This is a genomic window from Mesorhizobium sp. B2-9-1 (assembly GCF_006439455.1).
Classification (GTDB): Bacteria; Pseudomonadota; Alphaproteobacteria; order Rhizobiales; family Rhizobiaceae; genus Mesorhizobium.
In genome coordinates this window covers 13533-36133 of the sequence record NZ_VFTP01000029.1, presented here as the reverse complement: position 1 = coordinate 36133, position 22601 = coordinate 13533, and the positions used below count along the sequence as shown (strand labels likewise).

Sequence of the window (22601 nt, the reverse complement as noted above, 5' to 3'; positions counted from 1 at the left end):
GACGGCAGTCACCTGCAGCAACGCACCTTCCGTGATGCTGTTGGTATCGGCATGCGCTGTCGGCACGTCGTCGACGATGACGATGCTGATGGTGCCGTCGCCGTGGGTGCCGCCGATGCCGTCAACCGCGACCGCGACGCTGTCGGGCAGCGTGTTGTTGCCGTTGCCGGCGGGATGGGTCTGCGCGGCGTTGAGCGTGTAGCTGTAGGTGAAGGTGGCTTCGGTGCCGCCGCCCGCCGGCGTCACGCCGGTGATCTTCAACGTGCCTTCGCCGGTGTTGATGGTCTGGTTGAGCCAATCGGCCAGCGTGTGGGTCTGGCCGCCGATGGTCACGTCCTTGATGCCGTCGGTGGCCGTGACCTTGAACGTGCCGGTGTCGGTCTCGCTGGTGTCGGGAGCTGAGGTCAGGCCGTGTTCGTAGACGACGTTGGACGCGCCATTGGCATTGGCGTCGTCGCTCGGCGTGACCACGACGGTCGAGCTGTCGTGGGCGCCATTGATCTCGAACGTGATGGTCTTGGTGTCGGCGTCGCTGTCGTGATCGGTCAGCGTATAGCCGAGTGAGACGTTGATCGTGTCGCCGGTCTCCAGCGCCTGCGTGGCCGGCTTGCTGTTGTCCAGCACGAAGCTCCAGGTGCCGCTGGCGTTCTGCGTCAGCGTGCCGTAGTCGGCCAGGTCGACGGCGCCGCCGTTCAGCGTGGCGGTCACCGCGCCCCAGCCCACCGGGCTCGCCGCTGCCGGGCCGTCGGCGCCGAACGTGTTATTGTAGTCGGTCGTGACGTTGCCGCTGACGCTGGTCGTGGCGGCGTCTTCGGTCAGCGTGCCGGCGTCCGCATTGTGCGCTGTCGGCACGTCGTCGACGATGACGATGCTGATGGTGCCGTCGCCGTGGGTGCCGCCGATGCCGTCAACCGCGACCGCGACGCTGTCGGGCAGCGTGTTGTTGCCGTTGCCGGCGGGATGGGTCTGCGCGGCGTTGAGCGTGTAGCTGTAGGTGAAGGTGGCTTCGGTGCCGCCGCCCGCCGGCGTCACGCCGGTGATCTTCAACGTGCCTTCGCCGGTGTTGATGGTCTGGTTGAGCCAATCGGCCAGCGTGTGGGTCTGGCCGCCGATGGTCACGTCCTTGATGCCGTCGGTGGCCGTGACCTTGAACGTGCCGGTGTCGGTCTCGCTGGTGTCGGGAGCTGAGGTCAGGCCGTGTTCGTAGACGACGTTGGACGCGCCATTGGCATTGGCGTCGTCGCTCGGCGTGACCACGACGGTCGAGCTGTCGTGGGCGCCATTGATCTCGAACGTGATGGTCTTGGTGTCGGCGTCGCTGTCGTGATCGGTCAGCGTATAGCCGAGTGAGACGTTGATCGTGTCGCCGGTCTCCAGCGCCTGCGTGGCCGGCTTGCTGTTGTCCAGCACGAAGCTCCAGGTGCCGCTGGCGTTCTGCGTCAGCGTGCCGTAGTCGGCCAGGTCGACGGCGCCGCCGTTCAGCGTGGCGGTCACCGCGCCCCAGCCCACCGGGCTCGCCGCTGCCGGGCCGTCGGCGCCGAACGTGTTATTGTAGTCGGTCGTGACGTTGCCGCTGACGCTGGTCGTGGCGGCGTCTTCGGTCAGCGTGCCGGCGTCCGCATTGTGCGCGACCGGCACGTCGTCGACGATCTTGATCGACAGCGTGCCGGGGAGTGAGACGTCACCGTCGCTGTCGGTGACCGTCACGGTCATGTCATCGAAGGTGGAATTGGTGCCGTCGCCGGCCGGATGGTTCTCGGCGTGCACCAGCGTATAGGTGTAGCTCACCTGGCCAGTGGCGGCGTCGTAGCCGTCGATGGTCAGCGTGTTGCCTAAAGGCGTCGGGATGTTGATCGGCGTCGTTGCGCTGTTGGCAAGGGCTGCGCCGGAGATCACCTGGTTGTTGATGGTCACCGAGCCGATGCCGTCGGGCGAGGTGATGGTGAAGGTGCCGGTGTTGTGTTCGGAGGGATCACTGTCGTTGCCTGGCTCATGGTCCGCCAGTTCGCCCGAGCCGGTCGGCAGGCCTTTTTCATAAACGATCGTGTCGCCGCCTTCGAGGGAGGGCGTCAGATCGAGGATCGTCGGCGTCGAATCGGGCAGCAATCCCGGGAACAGTTCGCGATGGTCAGGCTGGCCGAACCCCAGGTCCGTCGGCGGCAGCAGCGACGTCAGGCCGAAGCCGTCGCCGATGCCGCCTGCGGGATGCTCGAAATTTCCGCCCGCGCTGCCCGGCGAGCCGTTGCCGCCGGCCGAGATCGAGCCGTCGGCGCCGAAGGCGACATCGACATGGCTGGCCTCGAGCGCGGCGATCAGGGCCACGCGCGGCACCTCGACGTCGCCGAGGATGAAGGTCGGCACATTCAGCGCGGCGTCCTTGATGACGATCTGGGTTCCGTCGGGCTGCGTGAGGACGAGATCGTGGCCGTCGACCTTGATGTTGTCGATCGACACGCTGGCCGGAAGCTTCACGACGTTGCCGGCCTCGACATGATATTCATGCGGGGTATTGCCTGCCGCTGCATTTGCCGCCGGCGCGTTCGCGGGGGCAGCAGCCTTGGCGTCGGCCGGCTGGTTGGCGGCCGGCGCATTGGCCGCGCCTTGGGCCGGCGCGCCGCTGCCGACATCGACCGGCACCGGCTCGCTCGCCGCCTGGCCGGCGGTCGCCTGCGCGACCTGCACACCCGTCGAGATATGATTTTCACCAGCGCTCGTGTGCTCGTCCCAGGAATTTGAAACGGCGTCGAATTCGATATTGGTCGTCATAGCTAAAGCCCCTCCGGCATTTCCCGGAAAGAGACATGTCAGGCCCGGGCTTTGCAACAGACATTCAATCTATTTCATATATTCGAATATGTAGAGAATCGCATTTTTTACACTTGGTAAATCGCGATGATATATGCGGATATGCATCCTCTTAAGGGCGGTGCGATTGGCCGCGCCGCACGCCTCCCGCTTTGGTAAATGTAAGTATAATTTTGAATAAAATTTGATGCAAAACAGAATAGCGTGATTCGGGGAAACTTACCCACCTTCCTTTCCGATAATTTGAGACAAGATTGGTAGCGTCCACAGTCAAAGGTGGGCGTCATGAAAATACAAAAAGCAGCCCCGACAGGGATCAAGGTTCTCTTGCTGGCGATCGGCCTTGCCGCTCAGGCTGATCCATCGTCGGCAAGCGCGAATTCGGGCGCGGTTCAAGCCTTGCAGAAGGTGCTTGCGCCGGCGAGCCTTGGCGGCGTTTCGCTGGCCCGGCCGCTGCCCTGGCAGCCGGCCTCCGCGTACCGGATCGCGGACGTTTCCGTGGGCTACACGCCGGCAGCGCCTTACGAGGCTGAAGCGCACGCGAAGGCCGATCCCGGCATCGACCCGATCCAGACCGCCGCGATCATCCCCGGCGTCTTCGGCTCGGTCGCCTTGTCGATGCGCAACTTTCCGGTCGCGGCGCGCTGGGCTCCTGTCTACAAGGCCATCGTCGATTGCACCGCCGGCAGCGTCTGCGACCGCGAGAGCCCGGCTTTCGCCGAGATCGTCAAGATTGCCGGCGACAAGGGCTTTCGCGACAAGCTGTCCTTCGTCAACAGCAGCATCAACCGCCTGATCGCCTATCGCAAGGACAGCGTCGTCTACGGCAAGCTCGACTATTGGGCGAAGCCGTCGGAAATCCTCGAGCATCGCGCCGGCGATTGCGAGGATTTCGCCATATTGAAGATGGCGGCGCTGCTCAGGGCCGGCATCCCTGCGCAGAGCATGTCGCTGGTGGTGCTCCAGGATCGCCGCCGCAAGTTCTTCCATGCCATCCTGTCGGTGAGCACGGGAAGCGGCGCCTTCATCCTGGACAGCCTCGGCAACGCTGTCCTGCGCGACAGCGATCTGCCCGACTATGTTCCGCTCTATTCCTTCAGCACCGATCGCGCCTGGATCCATGGGTCGAAGTCCGGCGCGCAGGTCGCCGACATCGCCGGCGGCTTCGCCACGGTCGCTCCGGGCGAAGGCTCGCCGGAACCATCAGTGGCTTCGAGCCTGAGGCAGTAGTTTCGAGCGGTTCAGCGCCTCCCCGAAAATACGCGAACGCTCTGTTGTCTTCGCGCACCCGGACAGTTCCGGGAAAATGCGTAGCTCTACCCGTTGTAGACGAAGGCCATCAGCAGCTCCGGCTCGGTGACGGGTGCGCGCACGGCGCTGAGTTGGCCGCGATAGCGGCGCTCGCCGGCGCCGATGACGAAGCCGCTGGTGACCGGTGTTTCGCCATTGGCGTCGAGCCGGGCGAAGATATCGGGAACGTTGAGGTCGAGCGCCAGCTTCAGGTCCTGGCGCCCATCCTCGCCGGGCGCGCTTGGCAATTGGCGCCTCACCAGTTGCTGGAACGGCGCGTTGAAGGCCAGGATCTTCTTCGACGAGGACAGCGCGAAGGCGGGCGAGGGGCAGGCAACCAGGATCGCGTTGATCGTGCGGATCGAAGCGAGCTTGCGCAATTCCATGCTTTCCTCGGCCAGGCCGCGCATGCAGGCGACGCGGATCGCCGAGGTGAGATTGCCCTGGTCGGGATGATGTTCGGCGATCTCTTCGACCAGCATGCCGATCGTGCATTTGCGGCTTTCGGCCATCTGCTTCAGCGACACCCAGAAGGCGCGCTCCAGCCGGATGCCGCGACGCACGCCGCCCCGCGCCACGACCCGGAATTCGGGGCCGAAATCCTCGGCCGCGAGCAACGGCAGCAGCCTCTCGCGCGACGTGTGCGGATGGATGGCGCTATCGCTCACTCATTGCCTCCTGACGCGCCTTGTTGATGGGCTTCAAAAGATAGTTGAGGATCGTCTTGCGTCCGGTCTTGATGTCGACCGAGCAGATCATGCCGGGGATGATCGAATAGGTCTTGCCGTTCCTCGTCAGGGTCGATTTGTCGGTGGCGACCCGCACTTGGTAATAGGGCTCGCCCGTCTTCTGGTCGACGAGGCTGTCGGCGGTGATGTTGGAGACCTTGCCCTCGATGCCGCCGAAGATCGAGAAATCATAGGCGGTGACCTTGATCAGCGCTTCCTGGTTCGGCTGGATGAAGGCGACGTCGCGCGGCGAAACCCGGGCCTCGACCAGCAGCGTCTCGGAGGTCGGCACGATGCCGGCCACCACCGCGCCCGGCTGCACGAAGGCACCGAGCGTGTTGACGTCAAGCGTGTTGACGATGCCGTCGACCGGCGAACGGATGTCGGTGCGCGCCACCTTGTCGGTGGCGCCGCGGATGGTTTCGTCGACCACGGAAAGATCGGCGAGCGCCTGCGTCAGGTCGCTCAGCGCCTCCTGCTGCAATTGCAGGCCCAATTCGTTCACCTGAAGCTGCGCCTCGGTGATTGCTCCCTGGCCCTTCTTGATGGTCTCGCCGGCAAGGGTCAGCTGTCCGCGAAGGTCGGTTTGTTCGCGCTCGACGCGGATCTGTTCGGTCCTGGCCATCAGGCCTTTCTTGACCATGGGTTCGACCAGCGCCGCTTCCTGGTCGGTGACGGCAAGGCTCTTGGACAGGCGGTCGGCGTTGGCGGTGGCCTCGTCGAGTTCCTTCTCGCGCTGGTCGAGGCGCGATTTGAGAACCGACAGCTTGACCTCGAAATTGTCGCGGCGCGCGACAAGCAGCTTCTGCTCGTTGTCGCAGATCTCCGGCGCGACCTTCTGGATTTCCGCCGGGCAGGGAAACGACCCTTCGACACTGCCGCTCTGCTCGAACTGCAGCCTGGCGATGCGCGCCTGCAGCGCTCGCGCCTTGGCCTTCTCTTCGCCAAGGCTCGACGTGTTGCCTGAATTGTCGAGGCGGATGATGAGGTCGTTCTTCTTGACCGTCTGCCCGATCTGGACGGCGATCTCCTGCACCACGCCCGGTTCGCTGGCCTGGATGATCTGCGTCTTCGAAGCAGGTATCACCTTGCCGTCGCCGCGCGCGATCTCGTCGACCTCGGCGAACGACGCCCAGGCCGTGAAGCACACGAACAGCGCCCCGACGATGTAGACGGACGCCGAGGCGAAAAATGGTGGCCGGTCTTCCCTTGCTAGCATGTCCATACGTTCCGGTCAGGCATTTGCCTTCTGCAGCGCCTGAATGACTTGTTCCTTCGGCCCGTCGGCGACGACGCGGCCCTGGTCGATGACGATGAGGCGGTCGGCAAGCTCCAGCATGCTGTAGCGATGGGTCGACACGATCAGCGTCGTGCTGCGGTCGAACGCCACCTTGAGCTGCTTGATCAACTGCCGCTCGGAAGCGAGATCCATCGAACCCGACGGCTCGTCCAGGAAGACGATCTTCGGTTTGGTCAAAAGCAGCCGCGCGATCGCCACGGCCTGCCTTTGCCCGCCCGAGAGATTGGTGCCGCGCTCGCCGACATTCATGTCGTAGCCGCGCGGATGCCGCGAGACGAAGTCGTCGACGCCGGCGGCCTTCGCCGCATCGATGATCTCCTCGTCCGTCGCTCCCGGCGCCGCCATCAGGAGGTTCTCCTTGATGGTTCCCGAAAACAGGTCCCCGGCCTGCGCGACGATGCCGACCGCGGCGCGGACCTCCGAGGGGTGGTATTGGCGGATGTCGATGCCGTCGAGCAGCAGCTCCCCCGACGTCGGCAGGAACAGCCGGCCGATCAGCCGCCCCATCGTGGTCTTGCCGGAGCCGATGCGGCCGATGATGCCGACCCGCTCGCCGGGCTTGACCGCGATGTTGAGCCCGCTCAGAACCTCGTTTTCCGTGCCGGGATAGGCGAAGCCGACATTCCTGAAGACCAGCGCGCCGCTGCGGATCGGCCGGTTGACGAAGCCGACCGTGTCGGGGCGGTCCTCCGGTTGCGACATGATCGTGTTGATGATCTTGAGCGACAGCATCGCCTGTCGGAACCGGGCAAGCGTGATGGCAATCTGGCCGAGCGGCGCCACGGCGCGGCCGGCGAGCATCACGGTGCCGATGATGGCGCCGGTCGACACCTGGCCTTCCGAGAACGCATAGGCGCCGGCCACCACCAGGGCGACCGTCACGAATTGCTGGATGGCGCCGGTGATGTTGCCCGCCGCCGCCGAGAGCTCCTTGATCTTTTCCGACGTGTTGGCCGCGTTCTTCGAGTGCTCGCCCCATTTGCGCAGCAGGTAGGCCTCGGCGCGCAGCGACTTGATCGTTTCCAGCGTCGAGATGGATTCCACCAGCAGGGCCTGGCGCTGCGACGCCTCGTTCATCGAGGCCGCGACCCGCTTGCCGATCCGCCGCTGCGTGATCAGCCCGACAATGACGGAGATGACGAAGGCCAGCGCCGGTATCACCACCAGCCAGCCGCCGATGGCGTAGATCACCGCCAGGAAGACGAAGACGAAGATCGTGTCGATGAAGACGCTGATCGTGTTCGAGGTGAAGAACTCGCGCACGAACTCGTATTGCGTGACGCGGTTTGCATATTCACCCGTCGACCCGGGCCGCGCCGAAAGCGAGGAATTCAGCACTTTCTCGAACAGCAGGTAGGAAATCCGCAGGTCCGCCTTGCGACCGGCATAGTCGATCAGTGATGCCCTGGCCGTCTTCAGCAGCAGGTCGAACAGGATCGCCGCGCCGATGCCGAGCGCCAGCACCCACAGCGTCGAGATTGCCTTGTTGGGCAGGATGCGATCGTAGACGTTCATGGTGAAGATCGGCGAGGCGATCGCCAGCAGGTTGATGAACATCGCCGACAGCACCACTTTCGAATAGGTGCGCCAGAACGCCCCCATGGTGCCGGTCAGCCAGTGGCGCCTTTCGATCCGCGCGGCGGTGCCGACCGTCATCTCCTCGGCCTGGTTGGCATAGGTGATCGAGAAGGACGTGCCGCCGCTGATATAGCTTTCGGCGAGTTCCGATCTGTCGATCGTGGTGCGGCCGTTTTCCTGCGGCGCCGTCAGATATTGCCCGCCCTCGATCTCCGCCAGGAGGGCGATCGGCAATTGGCTGACGCGAAAGACGATGGCCGGAAGATCGAAGCGGCCGCGCAGGAAATCGCGATGGCTGAAATTCTGGACCTCCAGGCCGATGCGCTCGGCCAGATGGCGGATCTCGTCCGGCTCGATGCGCGTCTCCGAAATCGGCACGCCGGCGAACAGCACCGTTTCCGCGCTCGGCCTGCCGAGATAGGCCGCCACAGCGCAGAAGCAGGCTTTGAAAGCCTCCTTGGGCGATAGGATATTAGGTTGCTGGTTCACGATCCGCCCCGAAGGACCGAAGATCGACGCTACATCGGCTACTTTTTCCTGACCGGCGCGAGGATGTCGAACGGCAGATCGTTCTTCTGCTCCGACGGCGTCCGCGCATAGGTCTCGGTATCGGCCGTAGCCGGCACACCGAATTCCTCACGGGCGTAGGCCGCGGCCTGCTTGGCCGGTTGGATGTTGAGCGTCTTCAGCAATTCCCCGGTTGCGGCCAGCAGCCGGTATTCCGCGAACAGCGATGCGTAGGACGACGTGTCGGCCAGCGTCGCGGTGTTGAAGCGCGTGTTCTGGGCATCGAGCACGTCGAGCAGCGAGCGCTGCCCGACCTTGAACTGCTCGCGATAGGAGGCGACCAGCTTTTCATTGGTGGCTGCCTGCTGCCGCAGCGTCTTTGCCAGCTCCGCCTGGCGGAAGCGGCGGTCCCACGAGGTCCGGACGGCTTCCTCGATCTCGCGCAGCACCTGGTGCAGCGCAAGGCGCTGCTCGCTGGTGCGGCGGATCTGTTCCTGTTCGTTGGCCTTGTCGATGCCGCCGCGATAGAGGTTCCAGCGCAGCACCACCCGGGCCTGCAGATCGCTTGCGTCGCCATTGTCGCCGTCGATGTCATACCCCCCCCGGGCAACGCCCTCGGCGGTGATCGTCGGGCCATATTTCGCGCGCGCCGCGTCGACCAGCGAAGCGGCGGCGTCGATGTCGCTGTTGGCCATATGGACGCGCGGATTGTTCTGCCTGGCGAGCCCGATCGCATCGTCCAGCGACCGCGGCAGGGCGGCTGCGACATCGGCAGGCCGCGACGCGTTGGTCAACGGCTTGCCGACATTCTTGAAGAAGCGGATCTTGGCCGCCTCGAGTTCTTCGGTCGCTTCCTGCATCCGCGCCTTGGCGGCATAAAGGCGTTCCTCGGCCTGTTGCCGGTCGGCGTCGTTGAGCGCGCCGCCCGCGATGCCTTGCCTGATGTCGCTGAGGATGGACTGATGGAAGCCGAGGTTCTTCTTGGCTTCGACCACGATCGAAGCCTGCAACATGTATTCCAGATAGTCCTGGACGACTGCAAGTCCGATGAACTCGGAGCGTTCCAGAACCCTGAAGGAAGCTCCATCGACCCGCGAGGCCTGGCGGTTCAGTTCCGCGCGCCTTGCGCCGCTGTCATAAAGCGTCTGCGAGACGGTGAGGTCGGCCTCGTTCGGATAGAGAGCTTTGTGATCCTCGTCGAGCGCGCGCCGCGTGTCGTTGTCCAGGCGGCGAACGCCGGTCGATGCTTCCAGGTCGACGCTAGGAAGATAAAGGCCTTTGGCCTGTCGCAGCTCGAATTCGATCGCTTCGCGGTTTTCGATCGCCTGTCCAATCTCCGGATTGGACTCCACGGCGACGGCGACAGCTTCTTTGAGTGTGAGTGCGCTGGCACTACCACAAGCCAACATCGACACCGTGACAGCAAGCGCAACGCGCCAGCCGACGGTAATTTTACCCGTCCTGGTCATTTCTACCCCGTGACTATCCCCGCGCCATTATTTTTTTATTGGCGCTTATTTGCCCAAGCCTGCCACCGGACCTTTCAGCCAGTATCTATCAAATTTTTCGGGGCCGTGAGCATATAATGGATTAGACACCCGCTAAAATTGCGATTTCCGGCATTAGGGTTAAAGCCTGTAGCAAAAATGGCACAGAAACGGGGCGCGCTCGTCGGGACTCTCCCAGTTCAAAGCGCGCTGCGATGGTTATGGTCTGAAAGAAACGGCGAATCGTGCGGCGGCCATGCACAAGCTCCCGCGAAATCTGCTCAGGCCTTGCAAAGCATGCGCAAGAAAACGCCATTTCAGCCTGGTTTGATTGGCAAACGCGGATCGTTCCCTGTATTGCCGGCCGGAGCAAAAAGCCGTGGATTTTGTTGCATGACCAATATCGCCCTGACCGGGCTTGCCCGCGATCTCGCCCGACGCGCCGCCGAGGGCAGGCCGGTCCGCATCGGCGTCATTGGCTCCGGCGAGATGGGAACCGATCTGGTGACGCAGGGCATGCTGATGCCGGGCATCTCGATCGCGGCCATCTCTACGCGCCGCCCGCACACTGCCCGTGAGGCGATCCGCATCGCCTATGGCGACGAGGCGATGGCCGCCGAGGCCGAGACCGGCTCCGGGGTCACCCGGGCGATCGAGAGCGGCAGGATCGCCATCACCTCGAATGAGGTGCTGGTCACCAACCCGCTGATCGACGTCGTCATCGACGCTACCGGAAAACCTGGCGTCGCCGCCGATTTCGACCTGATGGCGATGGAGCATGGCAAGCATCTGGTGATGATGAATGTCGAGGCCGACGTGACCATCGGCTGCTACCTGAAACAGCAGGCAGACCGGCTGGGTGTCGTCTATTCGGTCGGCGCGGGCGACGAGCCGTCGAGCTGCATGGAACTGATCGAATTCGCCTCGGCGCTTGGGCTAGGCGTCGTCGCGGCCGGCAAGGGCAAGAACAATCCGCTCAACCACGACGCGGTTCCCGACGATTACCTTGAAGAGGCGGCGCGCCGCAGCATGAACCCGCGCATGCTGGTCGAGTTCGTCGACGGTTCGAAGACCATGGTCGAGATGTGCGCCATTGCCAACGCCACCGGCCTGGTTCCGGATGTTCCAGGCATGCACGGCCCCAGGGCCGATCGCGATCAGCTGGCCAAGGTGCTGATCCCGAAAGAGCATGGCGGCCTCCTGTCGAGAAAAGGCGTCGTCGACTACACGATCGGCAAGGGCGTGGCGCCCGGCGTCTTCGTCATCGTCGAGGCGATGCATCCGCGCGTCGTCGAACGCATGGACGATCTCCATGTCGGCCAAGGCCCTTATTACGGCCTGTTCCGGCCCTATCACCTGACTTCGCTGGAGGTGCCGCTCACCGCCGCCCGCATCATGCTCTACGGCAAGCCCGACATGGTGCCTCTGCCGAGGCCGGTGGCGGAAGTCTGCGCGGTCGCCAAGCGCGACCTTGCCGCCGGGGAGACCTTCGATGCCATCGGCGAGACCTGCTACCGCTCCTGGACCATGACCGTTGGCGATGCCCGCGCCGTCCGCGCCGTGCCGGTCGGCTTGCTCGAAGGCGGCAAGGTGCTGAAGCCGGTGAAGAAGGGCGAGTTGTTGACTGATGACAATGCCGTGCCAGACCGGACGACGAGACTTTACGCCCTGCGCCGGCTGCAGGATGATATGCTCTACGGAGCCAAGATCGGTTTGGGCTGAGCCGCTCCTATTTGCGCAGCTCCGCCTGGCGACCGGGTAGCAAGAAAGCGGCTGCCGGCATTGTCATGACAGTCGCGCTATATTGTCATGACGGATTGGATGCAGCGATGAATCTTCAGATTAGGGATCCGCGGGCAAGAGAACTCGCCCGCCAGCTTGCCGAAAAACGGAACATTTCGATGACCGAGGCGGTAATCGAGGCGCTCGAATCTGAACTGCAGCGGCACCGCAAACAGGCGCCGTTGGCCGAACGGCTTGCCACCATTTCCCGAAATTTCAAATCCAAGGCCGGCGGAGGCGGAAAGACGTTGAGCAAGGATGAGGTCGATGAGATGTGGGGACATCCCTGAATGTTCATCGATACCTCGGTCGTCGTCGCCATCCTGGCGGGCGAGGAGGACGCAGCCGAATGGAGCGGCCGGATAGAGTTGGCGTCCGGGCGCGTAACATCTCCGCTGGTCATGCTCGAAGCGGCGATGCGGCTTTCATCGATGCTCGCCGTCCAGCCGGTTGTTGCCGAAGCGGCGATAGAAGCTTTTCTGCAGGAGGCTGAGGTGGAAGTCGTGCCGATCGAAAGTAGCGATGCAAAGCTCGCGATCCAGGCTTTTTCCGACGATGGCAAGGGTCGCGGCCATCCGGCCCAGCTCAACCTCGCCGATTGCCTGTCGTATGCCTCGGCAAAAAGTCGAGGCATGCCTTTGCTCTATAAAGGCAATGATTTTTCCCACACCGACCTTGCGTGATGCGGACGGTCCCTATTTCCCCAGCTCTATCGACCTGAGCCGTGCTGCTTCCACGGCTTCGGTGACGAGCTTCGTCAGGCGGTCGCCGCCCATCAGCACGGCAAGCGCCGCGGCGGTCGTGCCGTTGGGGCTGGTCACCTGCTGGCGCAGCACACCCGGCTCCTCGTCGCTTTCGGCGGCGAGCGAGGCGGCGCCGAAGACGGTCTGCATGGCAAGCAGCTTGGCGGTTTCGGTGGGAAGGCCGGCCTTCTCGGCCGCGATCGTCAGCGCCTCGATGAAGTGGAAGATATAGGCCGGGCCTGACCCGGAGACGGCCGTCACGGCGTCCATGAGCCCTTCGTCGTCGATCGTCGTCACGACGCCGCTCGCCGAGAGCAGTTCGGCAACGAAGCGGCGGACGTCGTCGGAGACCAGCAGGTTGGAGAATACCACCATCATGCCCTTGCCGATCGCCGCCGGCGTGTTCGGCATACAGCGGATGACCGGCGCGAGCTCGCCCAGAATCTCTTCGAAAGTGGCGACCGGCGTGCCGGCGGCGATGGAGAGAAAGCTGGTCCTGCCATCGCCGAAGCGCTTGTACTGCGCCGTCACCTCGCGGATCACCTGCGGCTTTACCGCAATGACGACGAGATCGGGCACGGCATCGGCCGGAATGCCGGCGGCGTCGGCGGCGGCACGGCAGCCGAGATGCTCGGCGCGCTGGCGCAGTTCGGCATTGGGCTCGACCACGAACACCGCCGCCGGCTCGAGCTTGGCGGATTTCAACCAGCCCGAGAGCATGGCGTAACCCATGTTGCCGCAACCGGCGAGAACCAGCCTGATCGTCATGAAAGCCTCCGAAAAGAAGACTTCCTTAGACAATTGCGGAGCGCTGGAAAAGTCCAGTGGCGGAAGATCGACAGTCCAGGATCAGCGGGAGAGGCGAACCGGGATCGACCGCAGCGAGACTTGTCTCAAGCCGAGCACGCCGAGCACGAAGAACAGCCAGACCGGATCGCCGCGGTGGAAGAAGAAGCTCTCCAGGAAACCGTTCAGCGCCGTGAACAGCACCACCATCATGAAGAAATCGCCGAGGAAGATGTTTTCCTTGCGCGCCGGGATGCGCATATAGTCGCGCAAAGGGGCGATCAGGAAGGTGTAGACGGCGACGCAGAGCGCCGGGATGCCCATCAGCACGGCGATGTCGAGATAGCCGTCGTGACCGTGAACGATGGTGCGGATATCCCAGGGCCGGTCGAAGGGCTGGTCCTGGTTGAGCAGCAGTGGCGTCCCCCAGAAGCTTTCATAGCCGTAGCCGGTCCAGGGCTTCTTCGCCAGCATCTCGCCGGCGAACTCCCACAGCGTCGTGCGTCCGGTATAGGTGAGATCGGGGAAATAGATTGCCGCCAGATGCTTCACCGGCGCGATGAAGACGATGCCGAGCGTGCCGACGGCGGTCGCGATGACGGCCAGCGCAAACAGGATCGGCGTGCCGAGCCGCATGCCGATGAGACTGGGCAGCACGACGATCATGATCGAGAACGGGACCAGCCCGGCGGTCGTCTTGGAGCCGGTGTGCAGCATGAAGATCATCGCCGCGCAGAAGATGCCGGCGCCCCACCAGCGCTGGCCGCGCCGGAACAGGTAGAGCCCGGCGAAGCTGAAACAGGCCATCACCGGCCCGGCGATGTTCTTGTGCGTGAAGACGCCGCGCCACAGACCGGCATGCTCCGGCTCCTGCGAGTCGGCGGTGTGCAGCGCTTCATGCGGGAAGACGATCAGGCCGATATAGGAAAGGCCGATCACCACCACGGCAGTGAAGATCACCACCCTGGCGAAGGAATCGGCGTCGCGCGGCAGCACCAGGATCGTCGCCATTGTGATGATGCCGATCATGGTGAAGGAGGCGGCGCGCATCGCCGCGGGCGGATCGGTGGCAAGCACCACCGACAGGAAGAAGAAGCCCAGCATCAGCGCCCAGGAAGGGCTCACCAGCGAGCGCACCACGCGCGGGTCGGCGAAGGCCAGCAGCGAGAAGATGGAGACCGCGCCGAGCGAGCCGAAGCCGAGCTGGTTGACGATGTCGCCGCCGTCGCCGGTCAGTTCCGCGCCCGCCGGCTGGAAGGGCCGGAACGAGACGATGATGACGGTGAACAGGAGCGCGGCGATAGCCGTCGCCAAACCTTCCCTGGTGAAGGCTGCGCTGAGCGGCGCGCGCTCAATTCTTCTCAGGCTGCCGGTACTGCTCATTGGCATATCCGAATTCGGCGAGCACCCGGCCGAGCGCGACATAGACCGGGTAGAGGCCGCTCGTCAGCGAGCGGGTGCGCGCCAGCCGGATGGCGCCGCGCAGCGGCGAGGCGGCGAGCAGCGCCAGGCTTTTGAGGAAAACCTTGAGGCCGGCAAGCGGCGTGCCGGCGCGCTTCTTCTTTTCGACCAGCGTCGAGATCACGCCGTTGCGCAGGCTGCGGGCGCGGATCCAGTCGGCCTCGACGCGCCGGGCAGGGACAGTTTCGTTGACTTTTGCTTCGGCGCACCAGCCGAGAACGAAGCCTTTCTGCGCGGACCGGCTGAGAAAGTCGGAATCGCCGCCGCCCATGAAATTGAACCTGAGGTCGAGAAAGGGCGGTCCCATGGCCTTAAGCACGTTGCGACCGAGCAGCAGGTTGCCGGACGAATAGAGCGCCGGCACGCGGCCCGTCTCCCGATAGGGCGGCGCGAACACCGGATGCTCGGCCCATCGGGCATGCGAGACATCGGCAAAGATGGGTACCTGCGGGCCGCCGACAACGTCGGCTTCAAGTGTCTCCGCGGCGCCGCACATGCGCTCCAGCCAGTCTGGCTCGGCGATCTCGTCGTCATCGATGACCAGCAGGTGGCGAAAATTGGGAAACTGCAGGATCGCCGTCTGCCAGCCGGCATTGTAGGCGCTGCAATTGCCGCGCTCATGCGCGATGATCACCATGCCTTGCATCTGGCCGCTTTCGAACAGCGGCAGCACCGCGCTTGCGCCCTCGCGCGCATCGGCCTCATTTTCCATGACGATGACGGCAAAGCGCCTGCCGGTCCGCTGCGCCTTGAGCGAAGCCAGCGTTTCCAGCACCTGCTTCGGCCGTTTGAAGGTCGGCAGCGTCACGACCGCCTCGACGGCCTCGGCGGCAAGCCCCGGCGACCGTCCCGCGATCGATACAGAAGCGTCGGACGGCAAAGGGATCATCCGTTTCCAGCAGCGAGGGTTTGAGCCCTCGATAGCATCGCGGTGATAACGTTTCGTTAATCACCTTCTCGCCCGTCTGTCGGAAAAGCCGGGTCTTCGGCCTTTGACAGGGCCATTTAATCAACGCTTCACCGCGTTTTGCTACCGGCTGCAGCCAAGGATAGGTGAGATGCATCTGCTGTTCGCCACATCGATCGTGCCTGATGGCGCTCTTGCCTCGGGCTACGAGATTGCCAACGCCGCGATCATCGACGCGTTGCGGCGCGCCGGCGTGCGCGTGACGGTGATCGGCTTCATCTGGCCGGGCAAGGCCCCGTCCGATCCGCAAAACACCATCGTGCTCGACGCCGTCGAGGTGCGCACCGAAAGCGCGTCGCCGCTGCAAAAGCTTGCCTGGCTGGGCAAGGCGGTTCTCTCCGGCCTTACCTTTTCCTCCGTCAAGCTGCGTGTCGTTGCCGATGCGCAAGTCCGCGACGCAATCGAACGCGCCGGTCCCTTCGACGGCTATGTCCTGAACTCGGTGCAGTTCGCCGGCGCCTTTGAGAAGGTTCTCGCCGACCGTCCATTCGTCTTCGTCGCGCACAATGTCGAGCACCGCTCGGCCGAGGAAAATGCGGCCGGGGCCGGCACTGCGCTTCAGCGCTGGATGTTCCGTCGCGAGGCCAGGCTCCTCAAGGTCATGGAAGGGCGGCTCTGCGGCGCTGCGCGCTTTGTCTTCACGCTGGCCGAGGAAGACCGCGCGGCACTTGGCGTCGCCTCCGACCGGCATTCCGCGGTGCTGCCGCTGGTAACCCGTGCGCAGGCGCCGACAAGCAGGGCAAAGCGGCATATCGATTGCGACGCCGCGCTGATCGGCACCTGGACCTGGCAGCCGAACCGCATCGGCCTCGACTGGTTCCTGACGAAGGTCGTGCCGCATCTGAAGCCGGATTTCCGCATCAGGATTGCGGGCAATGTGCCTTCCGGCATCAGCTCGCCGCATCCCGCCGTTTCCTTCGTCGGCAGGGTTCCGGATGCGCCGGCCTTCGTGCGCGGCGCCGCCGTCATTCCCCTGATCAGCACCGCCGGCAGCGGCGTGCAGTTGAAGACCATCGAGACCTTCGAGCTTGGCTTGCCGTCCGTCGCCACCAGTCGCTCGCTGCGCGGCATCGGCTATCGTCCCGACAATTGCGTGGTGACTGACGATCCGATTGCTTTCGCGGCGGCGCTACAGGCGGCCGCGGCCAATGTCCGCGACGTCGATGGCAGCGCCTTTCATCGCCGCCAGCTCAAGGCGCTCGAAGCCGCGATCGGGCTTGGCCTGGAGAAGCTCGGCGCCGCCAGGCAGGAGGCGGCCGCATGAACATGCACACCGCGCGCGCCGCTTTCGGCTTCGACACGCTCAAGACCATTTTGGGTATTCCGGTGCTTGCCATACGCTGGGACGAGGCCATCGCCTTGCTCACCAGGCTGATCGACGAGCGTCGTTTCACCAAGGTGAGCTTCCTCAACGCCCACAATGCCAACCTTGCCTGCACCGATCCGGTTTTTGCCGAGGCGCTGGAAGACTTCCTCATCCTGCCCGACGGCGTCGGCGTCGACATGGCGGCAACGCTGCTTTACGGCGCGCCTTTCCCAAGCAATCTCAACGGCACCGATTTCATTCCGGCCTTCCTGCAGGCCTCGTCGCGCCCGCTGACTGTGGCGCTGCTCGGCACGACGCGCGCCAATGCCGAAGCCGCGTCCGCCAAGCTCTCGACGCTCGCCATGCAGCACGAATTCGTTGTCATCCATGACGGTTTCTTCTCGGCCGCCGAGGAGCCGGCGATCCTCGAGCGCATCGCCAGGCTGCGGCCGGATGTGCTGCTCGTCGCCATGGGTGTGCCGCGCCAGGAATTGTGGATCGAGCGCCACATCGACAGCCGCCATTGCACGCTGCCGGTCGCGGTTGGCGCGTTGCTCGATTTCATGAGCGGTTCGGTGCCGCGCGCGCCGCTATGGCTGCGCCGGCTGCGGCTCGAATGGCTGTTCCGCCTGTGGATCGAACCCGGCCGCCTGTGGCGCCGCTATATCGTCGGCAATCCGCTCTTCCTGTGGCGCGTCGTCAAGCAGAAACTGTCACGCGGGCCGCTGCCGCTGGAGGCGCGCCGGTGAACAGCCGCTTCGTGCCGGACACCTCCACTGCGGTCGAACCGCTGCCGCGCATGCCCTTAGCTGCGATCGTCACTGCAAGCTACGCCCCCGATTTCGAGCGCTGCCGGCTTTTATGCGAAACCATCGATCGCCACGTCACCGGCATGGCGCATCATTACATCCTTACCGAACATCGCGACGTCGCGATGTTTCGCCAGCTGGAAGGCAGCCGCCGCAGCGTTGTCGACGAGCGGGGCCTATTGCCGCGCTGGCTGCATGTCTTCGACGATCCTCTGAGCGGCTTTCGCCGCCGCGTCTGGCTGAGCCTGAAAACGCAGCCGCTGCGCGGCTGGCATGTGCAGCAGCTGCGCCGTATCGCCATTGCCGGGCAGGCAAAGGAAGACGTGCTCGTCTTCTGCGATTCCGACGTCGCCTTCCTGAAGCCGTTCGACGCGAACGCCTTGTGGCGCGACGGCAAGGTGCGGCTGTTCCGGCGTGACGGCGTGCTGGCGGGCGATGGACATGACGAGCATCGCATCTGGTCGCGCAACGCGGGGCGCGCGCTCGGCATCGATCCCGCCAATCGATCGAGCCACGACTACATCTCGACGCTGATCGCCTGGCGCCGCGAGATGGTCAACGCCATGTGCGAGCGCGTCGAGAAGGTGCATGGCCGCGACTGGGTCGGCGTCGTCGGCTCGGCGCGTCGGTTCTCCGAATGCATGATCTATGGCCGCTATGTCGACGACGTGCTTGAAGGCGCAGGCCATTTCCACGGTTCGCAGGAGTTCTGCCGCGTCCACTGGAACGGCGAGCCGCTCTCGGATGGCGAGTTCCGCCGCTTCGTCGACACCATGGCGCCGGAACAGGTGGCGATCGGCATGCAATCCTTCATCGGCACCGATATCGGCCGCATCCGCCGCCTGATCGGGCTTTCCGCGTAAGGCTCAGATCGCCTTGGCCGGCCGGCGCATGGCCGAATAAGTCAGCAGCATCGAGGCGAGATAAAGCAGCAGGAAGACGATGTTGAGCGACAGGACCAGATTGGCCGTGTCGGGGATGGTGGTCAGCACGTAAGTGAGCAGAACCGCCTTCAAGCCGGCGAGCAGACCGAGATTGATCGCCCGCACCGCCGTCTGGCCGCGCGCGAAGAGAAGCTCGGCCTGATATTCGACGAGATTGCGCAGGCCGGGCACGCAGACCGCCAGCGCCACCAGCGGCGCTGCCTCGGCGACATTCCTGCCGAGCGCGTTTGGGAAGAAGTGCAGCACGATGCCGAGCGACACGAGCGCGAGCGTCGAGACCAGGAACACGCCGCCTTCGATGCCGCTCTTGACCGCCACCCGCGACAACAGCTCCGGCGCCCGCATCATGCGCTGCACCAGCATCATCGAGAAGGTGCGGATCGGGATTGCGGTGAGATCGACCAGCCGCATGATGATGGCGTAGATGCCGGCCAGATGCGGTCCGCCGATCGACAGCACCAGGAGCTTGTCGAACTCCATCTGCAGGTAGAACAGCACTTCGGATCCGGCGACATAGATGGAATCCGCGAGCCGCCTGAAATAGAGCTCGGCGCGCAGCCGCAGCCGCTGGCGCGGATAGAAGAAGACGAAGGCGACGATGAGCGAGGCGGCATTGGCGCCGATGTAAAACAGCGACCAGACGCCGATGCTGTGTTGCGCGCCAAGCATGAACAGGATCGCGCCGAGTGCCCTGAGCGCCGTCGCCAGGATGGCGAGCACGGCCGCCCGCCCGAACTTGCCGAGCCCGTTGTTGACGATCAGCGCCACTTCGACCGGCCGCCACAGAAGCGCTTCGGCGAAGACGACAGCGGCGAAGGCCGGCAACGGCACGGTGCCGGCGAAGAAGATCAGATAGACGACGTAGGAGGCGGCGGCGAGCAACGGCAGCGACAAGACGCTGAGAAGCAGGAAACCGGCGGTGAATGTGCCGATCAGGTTGGGGCGGATCGCGGCGGTGCGGTATAGCGCCGAAATGAAGCCGAAGGCCAGGATGCGCGACAGCATGATGCCGGCGGCCGAGGCGGTTGCGAACATGCCGAATTCGGCGATCGAAAGCGTGTTGGCCAAAGCGATGAAATAGGCGAGCGAAAACACCAGCCGGCCGCCGGCGCCGCTGATCGCCGAGACATAATCGAATACCAGTTTCCGGCGGGTGGCCACGAAGTGGCCGATCCGCGCGAAGCTCCGCCCTTGCGGCATGTCGCTGGCCTGGGTCATATCCGGTGCGATAGATAGGCTGCAAAGTTTAACGCTGCGTTCTGGCGGCCCTCCCGGCGGCCTGAAATGCGGTGAACAAGGGCGAAAACTGTGCCCGCCGAGGCGCAAAATTAACCGTTTGTTTCCTATGCCTGTTTAGCGTGGCTTAACGATTGGCCGATCCGCGCCCAAGCCGCCAGAGAGCAAAGTTCCAGGACAATGGTCGACAGGGATAACCGTGATGACTGGAGGCGCGAGCGTTCTCTGCTGGCGCTCGGCCAAGCGATGCGTGGCGACGACAAGACGGTTTCGATCGGCGACCGGGCAAATTCTTCCTGGCGCGAGGATGCCGCCGCGCGCCATCGCGCCGCGCGTTCCGAGCGCGAAGAAAAGTTGAATCCGCGCCCCGGCGAAACCGCCGGATTTGGCCACGATCAGGCGGATCCGGTCGAAACCGGGGACGATTGGGCGGGAAGAAACCATGCCGCTTCGCTAGGGCAGGGCTACGGGGGCACTGCGGAAGGCCACCAACCGCATGCTGCTCCCGAACCTCGCCATATAGGCCGACCACCCGCTGCCGACGAATCCCAGGAATGGAAACCGCTGATCGACCCGGTGCAGGTGATTGGCGGCATCGCTCGCTCCAAAGCGCTGATCCTGTCCACCACCATCCTGGGCGCCGCGCTTGGCATCGCGCTGGCGCTATCGACGCCGAAGAAATACGAAGCCACGACCGAGCTAACCATCGAGCCGGGTGACCTGAAACTTGCCGACCGCGATCTCACCCAATCGGTGGGTGAGCCCGACGCAGCATTGGCCGTTGTCGAAACCCGCATCAAGATGGTCACATCAGGCAAGGTCCTTGACGAGGTCGTCAAGGAGCTCAACCTCGTCAACGACCCGGAATTCAACGGTCAGGGGTCTGGTGGCCTCGGCGTCACGTCGTTCCTGCGCTCGATGATTTCGCGGGATGACCAGCCGGCCGGCAGTGACGAGATTCGCCGCCAGGCGCTGGCCGTCGGCAATCTGGCCGACAGCCTGTCGGTCGAGCGCACCGGCAAGACTTTTGTCATCTCCATCAGCGCCACCACGCGCAATGGCGAGAAATCGGCAGAGATAGCTAACACGACGAGAGACGTCTTTCAGCGGGAGATCGGCAACTACCAGTCAGAAATGGCCGGACGTGCGACGACCGCGCTGACGTCGAAGCTCGATGAGCTGCGCAAGGGCGTCGAGACGGCCGAACGCAACGTTGAGGATTTCAGGGCGACGCACGACCTTGTCGACGCGCAGGGCCACCTGATCAGCGACGACCAGATGTTGAAGCTCAACGAGCAGCTTTCCGTCGCCCGCGCCCGCACGCTCGAGCTGAACGCCCGCGCCGCCTCGGCACGCTCGCTGAACGTCAACTCGGTCCTCAGCGGCACGTTGCCGGAAGAGATCAACTCCAACATGATGAGCGAGCTGCGCTCGCAATATGCGGCGCTGAAGCAGGAAGCCGACCGCGCCGCGATCAAGTTCGGGCCGCGTCATCCTGAGCTGCAGGCGCTAAACGCCCAGCTTGCCGGCGCGCGCGAACGCATCACCGCCGAGCTGCAGCGCATCGCGTCCTCGCTGCAGGTCGACCTGAAGCGCTCCGTTCAGCTCGAGCAGGACTTGTCCTCGCGCCTGGCCCAGGCCAAGGTGCAGAGTGGCGACGTGAACAACAATCTTGTCTCGCTGCGCGAGCTGGAACGCGAAGCCGCCGCCAAGCGCTCGGTCTATGAGCAGTATTTGCTGCGCGCTAAGGAAACCGGCGAGCAAAAGAACGTCAATTCTGCCAACATCAACGTGCTTTCGCCGGCTCAACCGCCGCTGGAGGCCAAGGGGCCGTCGCGTGTCGTGATGGCGTTGGCGGGCCTGTTCGCGGGCCTTTTTGCCGGCATCGGCCTCGGCGCGCTGCGCGGCATCCTTGCCAGCCTGCGCGAGACGGCCAATGCACGCTCGCGTCGCGAGACTGAAGACCGTCCTTCTGCGCTTGAGAGCAATTCCAATCGGGCCGCCCCACCGGCGCCGCCACCACTCGCCACGCCGCCGGCCTCGCCTGTCGCTCTGCCGCCACCTCCGGCCTTCACACCAGCACCGGCTCCGCCTTTCACGCCGCCTCCGGCTTCATCCTTCACGCCGTCGCCGGCAGCGTCCTTCACACCGTCGCCTGCACCGCAGGTTTCACCACTTGTGCAGGCGGCTGCACCGGCTCCGGTCCAATCCGTCACGCCGCCGCCGGAACCGGCCAACGATGCCCGCCGTCCCGGGCTTTTCGGCTCGCTTGTCTCGGCGGTTCGCTATTCCGTGCGGCGCGAGCCGGCTGAAACGGTCGATATGGACTCTGTACCGCCTGAAAGCGCCTGGCGGGCGCCCACCCTGGAAGAACGCTATCCCCGGGCTCAACCATCGGCGCGGGAGAATTTCCAGCCGCCATACGAGCAGGGCTATTCCTATTCGTACCGGCCGGACCACGGCCGGACCGATCCCTACGACGATCATTATTCGGCATCGGCGGCATCCTATCATCCGCGGTCGCCGGCCGCCGGAGAGGCCGACCAGCCGTCCGCAGACCGGCCTCCCGCCGACCAGCCCCCCGCCGGCCAGCAAGGCGAGATCGATGAGATCCGCGCCAGCCTGCGCGAATTCCGCGAGGCGGTGCGTGAGCTGACCGAGAGCCGCACGCGCCGCCGCTATTTCTAAATATCCGTATTTCTGGACGGCTCGCGGTTCGATAAAAGCGGCCGGTTTCGGGTTTACGGCATCCGACGACGCTTTGACGGGATTGCCTTGTCGAATTTTCGTGAAAATGCCGCGCTGCATTCCGGCCGCAAGCGTCTCGCTTTGGCGGATCGACAATGCCGATCGGGGAAATGGGGCCGTGCAT

17 protein-coding genes are annotated in these 22601 nt (G+C 64.3%); 8 read left to right on the top strand and 9 right to left on the bottom strand.

All coding sequences use genetic code 11. The features are described 5' to 3' along the window. On the bottom strand, window positions 1–2766 hold a 2766-nt coding region (locus FJW05_RS26875), incomplete at its 3' end, for a VCBS domain-containing protein (protein WP_210239114.1). 324 nt (window positions 2767–3090) lie between these two features. On the opposite strand from FJW05_RS26875, the gene FJW05_RS26870 reads away from it, so the two are divergent. Then, entirely contained in the window at window positions 3091–4035 is a 945-nt protein-coding gene (locus FJW05_RS26870) for a transglutaminase-like cysteine peptidase (protein ID WP_140637063.1), read from the top strand. Window positions 4036–4121: 86 nt separating this feature from the next. On the opposite strand, the gene FJW05_RS26865 is transcribed toward FJW05_RS26870, so the two are convergent. The 4 genes from FJW05_RS26865 to FJW05_RS26850 are packed head-to-tail and all read right to left on the bottom strand — an operon-like array spanning window position 4122 to window position 9677. Beyond that, complete coding sequence (locus tag FJW05_RS26865) at window positions 4122–4763, bottom strand: ribbon-helix-helix domain-containing protein (protein WP_140637061.1); 642 nt, start codon at window positions 4761–4763, stop codon at window positions 4122–4124. Then, window positions 4753–6042 (bottom strand): HlyD family type I secretion periplasmic adaptor subunit, encoded by a 1290-nt coding sequence (locus FJW05_RS26860; protein WP_140544366.1) that lies wholly within the window; start codon window positions 6040–6042, stop codon window positions 4753–4755. Before FJW05_RS26860 ends, FJW05_RS26865 begins: the two co-directional genes overlap by 11 nt. Window positions 6043–6057: 15 nt before the next feature. Continuing rightward, window positions 6058–8190: a type I secretion system permease/ATPase gene (locus FJW05_RS26855; protein ID WP_140637059.1), complete on the bottom strand. Its 2133-nt coding sequence runs from the start codon at window positions 8188–8190 to the stop codon at window positions 6058–6060. Window positions 8191–8228: 38 nt separating this feature from the next. Beyond that, window positions 8229–9677, bottom strand: coding sequence for a TolC family protein (locus FJW05_RS26850; protein ID WP_140544362.1), 1449 nt, complete (start codon window positions 9675–9677; stop codon window positions 8229–8231). A 411-nt stretch (window positions 9678–10088) separates the two neighbouring features. On the opposite strand from FJW05_RS26850, the gene FJW05_RS26845 reads away from it, so the two are divergent. The 3 genes from FJW05_RS26845 to FJW05_RS26835 all read left to right on the top strand — a co-directional run bounded on the left by FJW05_RS26845 (window position 10089) and on the right by FJW05_RS26835 (window position 12160). Next, window positions 10089–11417: an NAD(P)H-dependent oxidoreductase gene (locus FJW05_RS26845; RefSeq protein ID WP_140637057.1), complete on the top strand. Its 1329-nt coding sequence runs from the start codon at window positions 10089–10091 to the stop codon at window positions 11415–11417. 65 nt (window positions 11418–11482) lie between these two features. After that, window positions 11483–11767: a type II toxin-antitoxin system VapB family antitoxin gene (locus FJW05_RS26840; RefSeq protein ID WP_246673642.1), complete on the top strand. Its 285-nt coding sequence runs from the start codon at window positions 11483–11485 to the stop codon at window positions 11765–11767. Next, window positions 11768–12160: a type II toxin-antitoxin system VapC family toxin gene (locus FJW05_RS26835; RefSeq protein ID WP_140637053.1), complete on the top strand. Its 393-nt coding sequence runs from the start codon at window positions 11768–11770 to the stop codon at window positions 12158–12160. A gap of 12 nt (window positions 12161–12172) precedes the next feature. Here the strand turns inward: FJW05_RS26835 and proC are convergent, their stop codons facing one another. From proC to FJW05_RS26820, 3 genes are all read right to left on the bottom strand, one after another. After that, window positions 12173–12988, bottom strand: a complete 816-nt coding sequence (gene proC / locus FJW05_RS26830; protein ID WP_140637051.1) for a pyrroline-5-carboxylate reductase — start codon at window positions 12986–12988, stop codon at window positions 12173–12175. Between the two features lie 81 nt (window positions 12989–13069). Further along, entirely contained in the window at window positions 13070–14389 is a 1320-nt protein-coding gene (locus FJW05_RS26825; protein WP_140637049.1) for an O-antigen ligase, read from the bottom strand. Then, window positions 14358–15356: a glycosyltransferase gene (locus FJW05_RS26820; protein WP_140637047.1), complete on the bottom strand. Its 999-nt coding sequence runs from the start codon at window positions 15354–15356 to the stop codon at window positions 14358–14360. Before FJW05_RS26820 ends, FJW05_RS26825 begins: the two co-directional genes overlap by 32 nt. A gap of 169 nt (window positions 15357–15525) precedes the next feature. On the opposite strand from FJW05_RS26820, the gene FJW05_RS26815 reads away from it, so the two are divergent. The 3 genes from FJW05_RS26815 to FJW05_RS26805 are packed head-to-tail and all read left to right on the top strand — an operon-like array spanning window position 15526 to window position 18412. Beyond that, window positions 15526–16698, top strand: a complete 1173-nt coding sequence (locus FJW05_RS26815) for a glycosyltransferase family 4 protein (protein ID WP_140637045.1) — start codon at window positions 15526–15528, stop codon at window positions 16696–16698. Then, complete coding sequence (locus tag FJW05_RS26810; protein ID WP_140637043.1) at window positions 16695–17489, top strand: WecB/TagA/CpsF family glycosyltransferase; 795 nt, start codon at window positions 16695–16697, stop codon at window positions 17487–17489. The genes FJW05_RS26815 and FJW05_RS26810 overlap by 4 nt, the downstream gene beginning before the upstream one ends. After that, window positions 17486–18412 carry a DUF6492 family protein gene (locus FJW05_RS26805; RefSeq protein WP_140637041.1) on the top strand — a complete coding sequence of 309 codons (927 nt, stop codon included), beginning with the start codon at window positions 17486–17488 and terminating at the stop codon, window positions 18410–18412. The genes FJW05_RS26810 and FJW05_RS26805 overlap by 4 nt, the downstream gene beginning before the upstream one ends. A gap of 3 nt (window positions 18413–18415) precedes the next feature. Here FJW05_RS26805 and FJW05_RS26800 read toward each other — a convergent pair whose 3' ends face one another. Beyond that, window positions 18416–19711, bottom strand: coding sequence for a lipopolysaccharide biosynthesis protein (locus tag FJW05_RS26800; protein ID WP_140637039.1), 1296 nt, complete (start codon window positions 19709–19711; stop codon window positions 18416–18418). A gap of 198 nt (window positions 19712–19909) precedes the next feature. On the opposite strand from FJW05_RS26800, the gene FJW05_RS26795 reads away from it, so the two are divergent. Further along, on the top strand, window positions 19910–22417 hold the full coding sequence (locus FJW05_RS26795) for a GumC family protein (RefSeq protein WP_140637038.1): 2508 nt from the start codon (window positions 19910–19912) through the stop codon (window positions 22415–22417). The last annotated feature ends 184 nt before the right edge of the window (window positions 22418–22601 follow it).

Coding starts and splice junctions, on each gene's coding strand:
- FJW05_RS26870 (WP_140637063.1), top strand. CDS start 3,091: ATGAAAATACAAAAAGCAGCCCCGACAGGGATCAAGGTTCTCTTGCTG.
- FJW05_RS26860 (WP_140544366.1), bottom strand. CDS start 6,042: ATGCTAGCAAGGGAAGACCGGCCACCATTTTTCGCCTCGGCGTCCGTC.
- FJW05_RS26845 (WP_140637057.1), top strand. CDS start 10,089: ATGACCAATATCGCCCTGACCGGGCTTGCCCGCGATCTCGCCCGACGC.
- FJW05_RS26835 (WP_140637053.1), top strand. CDS start 11,768: ATGTTCATCGATACCTCGGTCGTCGTCGCCATCCTGGCGGGCGAGGAG.
- FJW05_RS26820 (WP_140637047.1), bottom strand. CDS start 15,356: ATGATCCCTTTGCCGTCCGACGCTTCTGTATCGATCGCGGGACGGTCG.
- FJW05_RS26795 (WP_140637038.1), top strand. CDS start 19,910: ATGGTCGACAGGGATAACCGTGATGACTGGAGGCGCGAGCGTTCTCTG.
- FJW05_RS26810 (WP_140637043.1), top strand. CDS start 16,695: ATGAACATGCACACCGCGCGCGCCGCTTTCGGCTTCGACACGCTCAAG.
- proC (WP_140637051.1), bottom strand. CDS start 12,988: ATGACGATCAGGCTGGTTCTCGCCGGTTGCGGCAACATGGGTTACGCC.
- FJW05_RS26825 (WP_140637049.1), bottom strand. CDS start 14,389: ATGAGCAGTACCGGCAGCCTGAGAAGAATTGAGCGCGCGCCGCTCAGC.
- FJW05_RS26800 (WP_140637039.1), bottom strand. CDS start 19,711: ATGACCCAGGCCAGCGACATGCCGCAAGGGCGGAGCTTCGCGCGGATC.
- FJW05_RS26840 (WP_246673642.1), top strand. CDS start 11,483: ATGACAGTCGCGCTATATTGTCATGACGGATTGGATGCAGCGATGAAT.
- FJW05_RS26850 (WP_140544362.1), bottom strand. CDS start 9,677: ATGACCAGGACGGGTAAAATTACCGTCGGCTGGCGCGTTGCGCTTGCT.
- FJW05_RS26815 (WP_140637045.1), top strand. CDS start 15,526: ATGCATCTGCTGTTCGCCACATCGATCGTGCCTGATGGCGCTCTTGCC.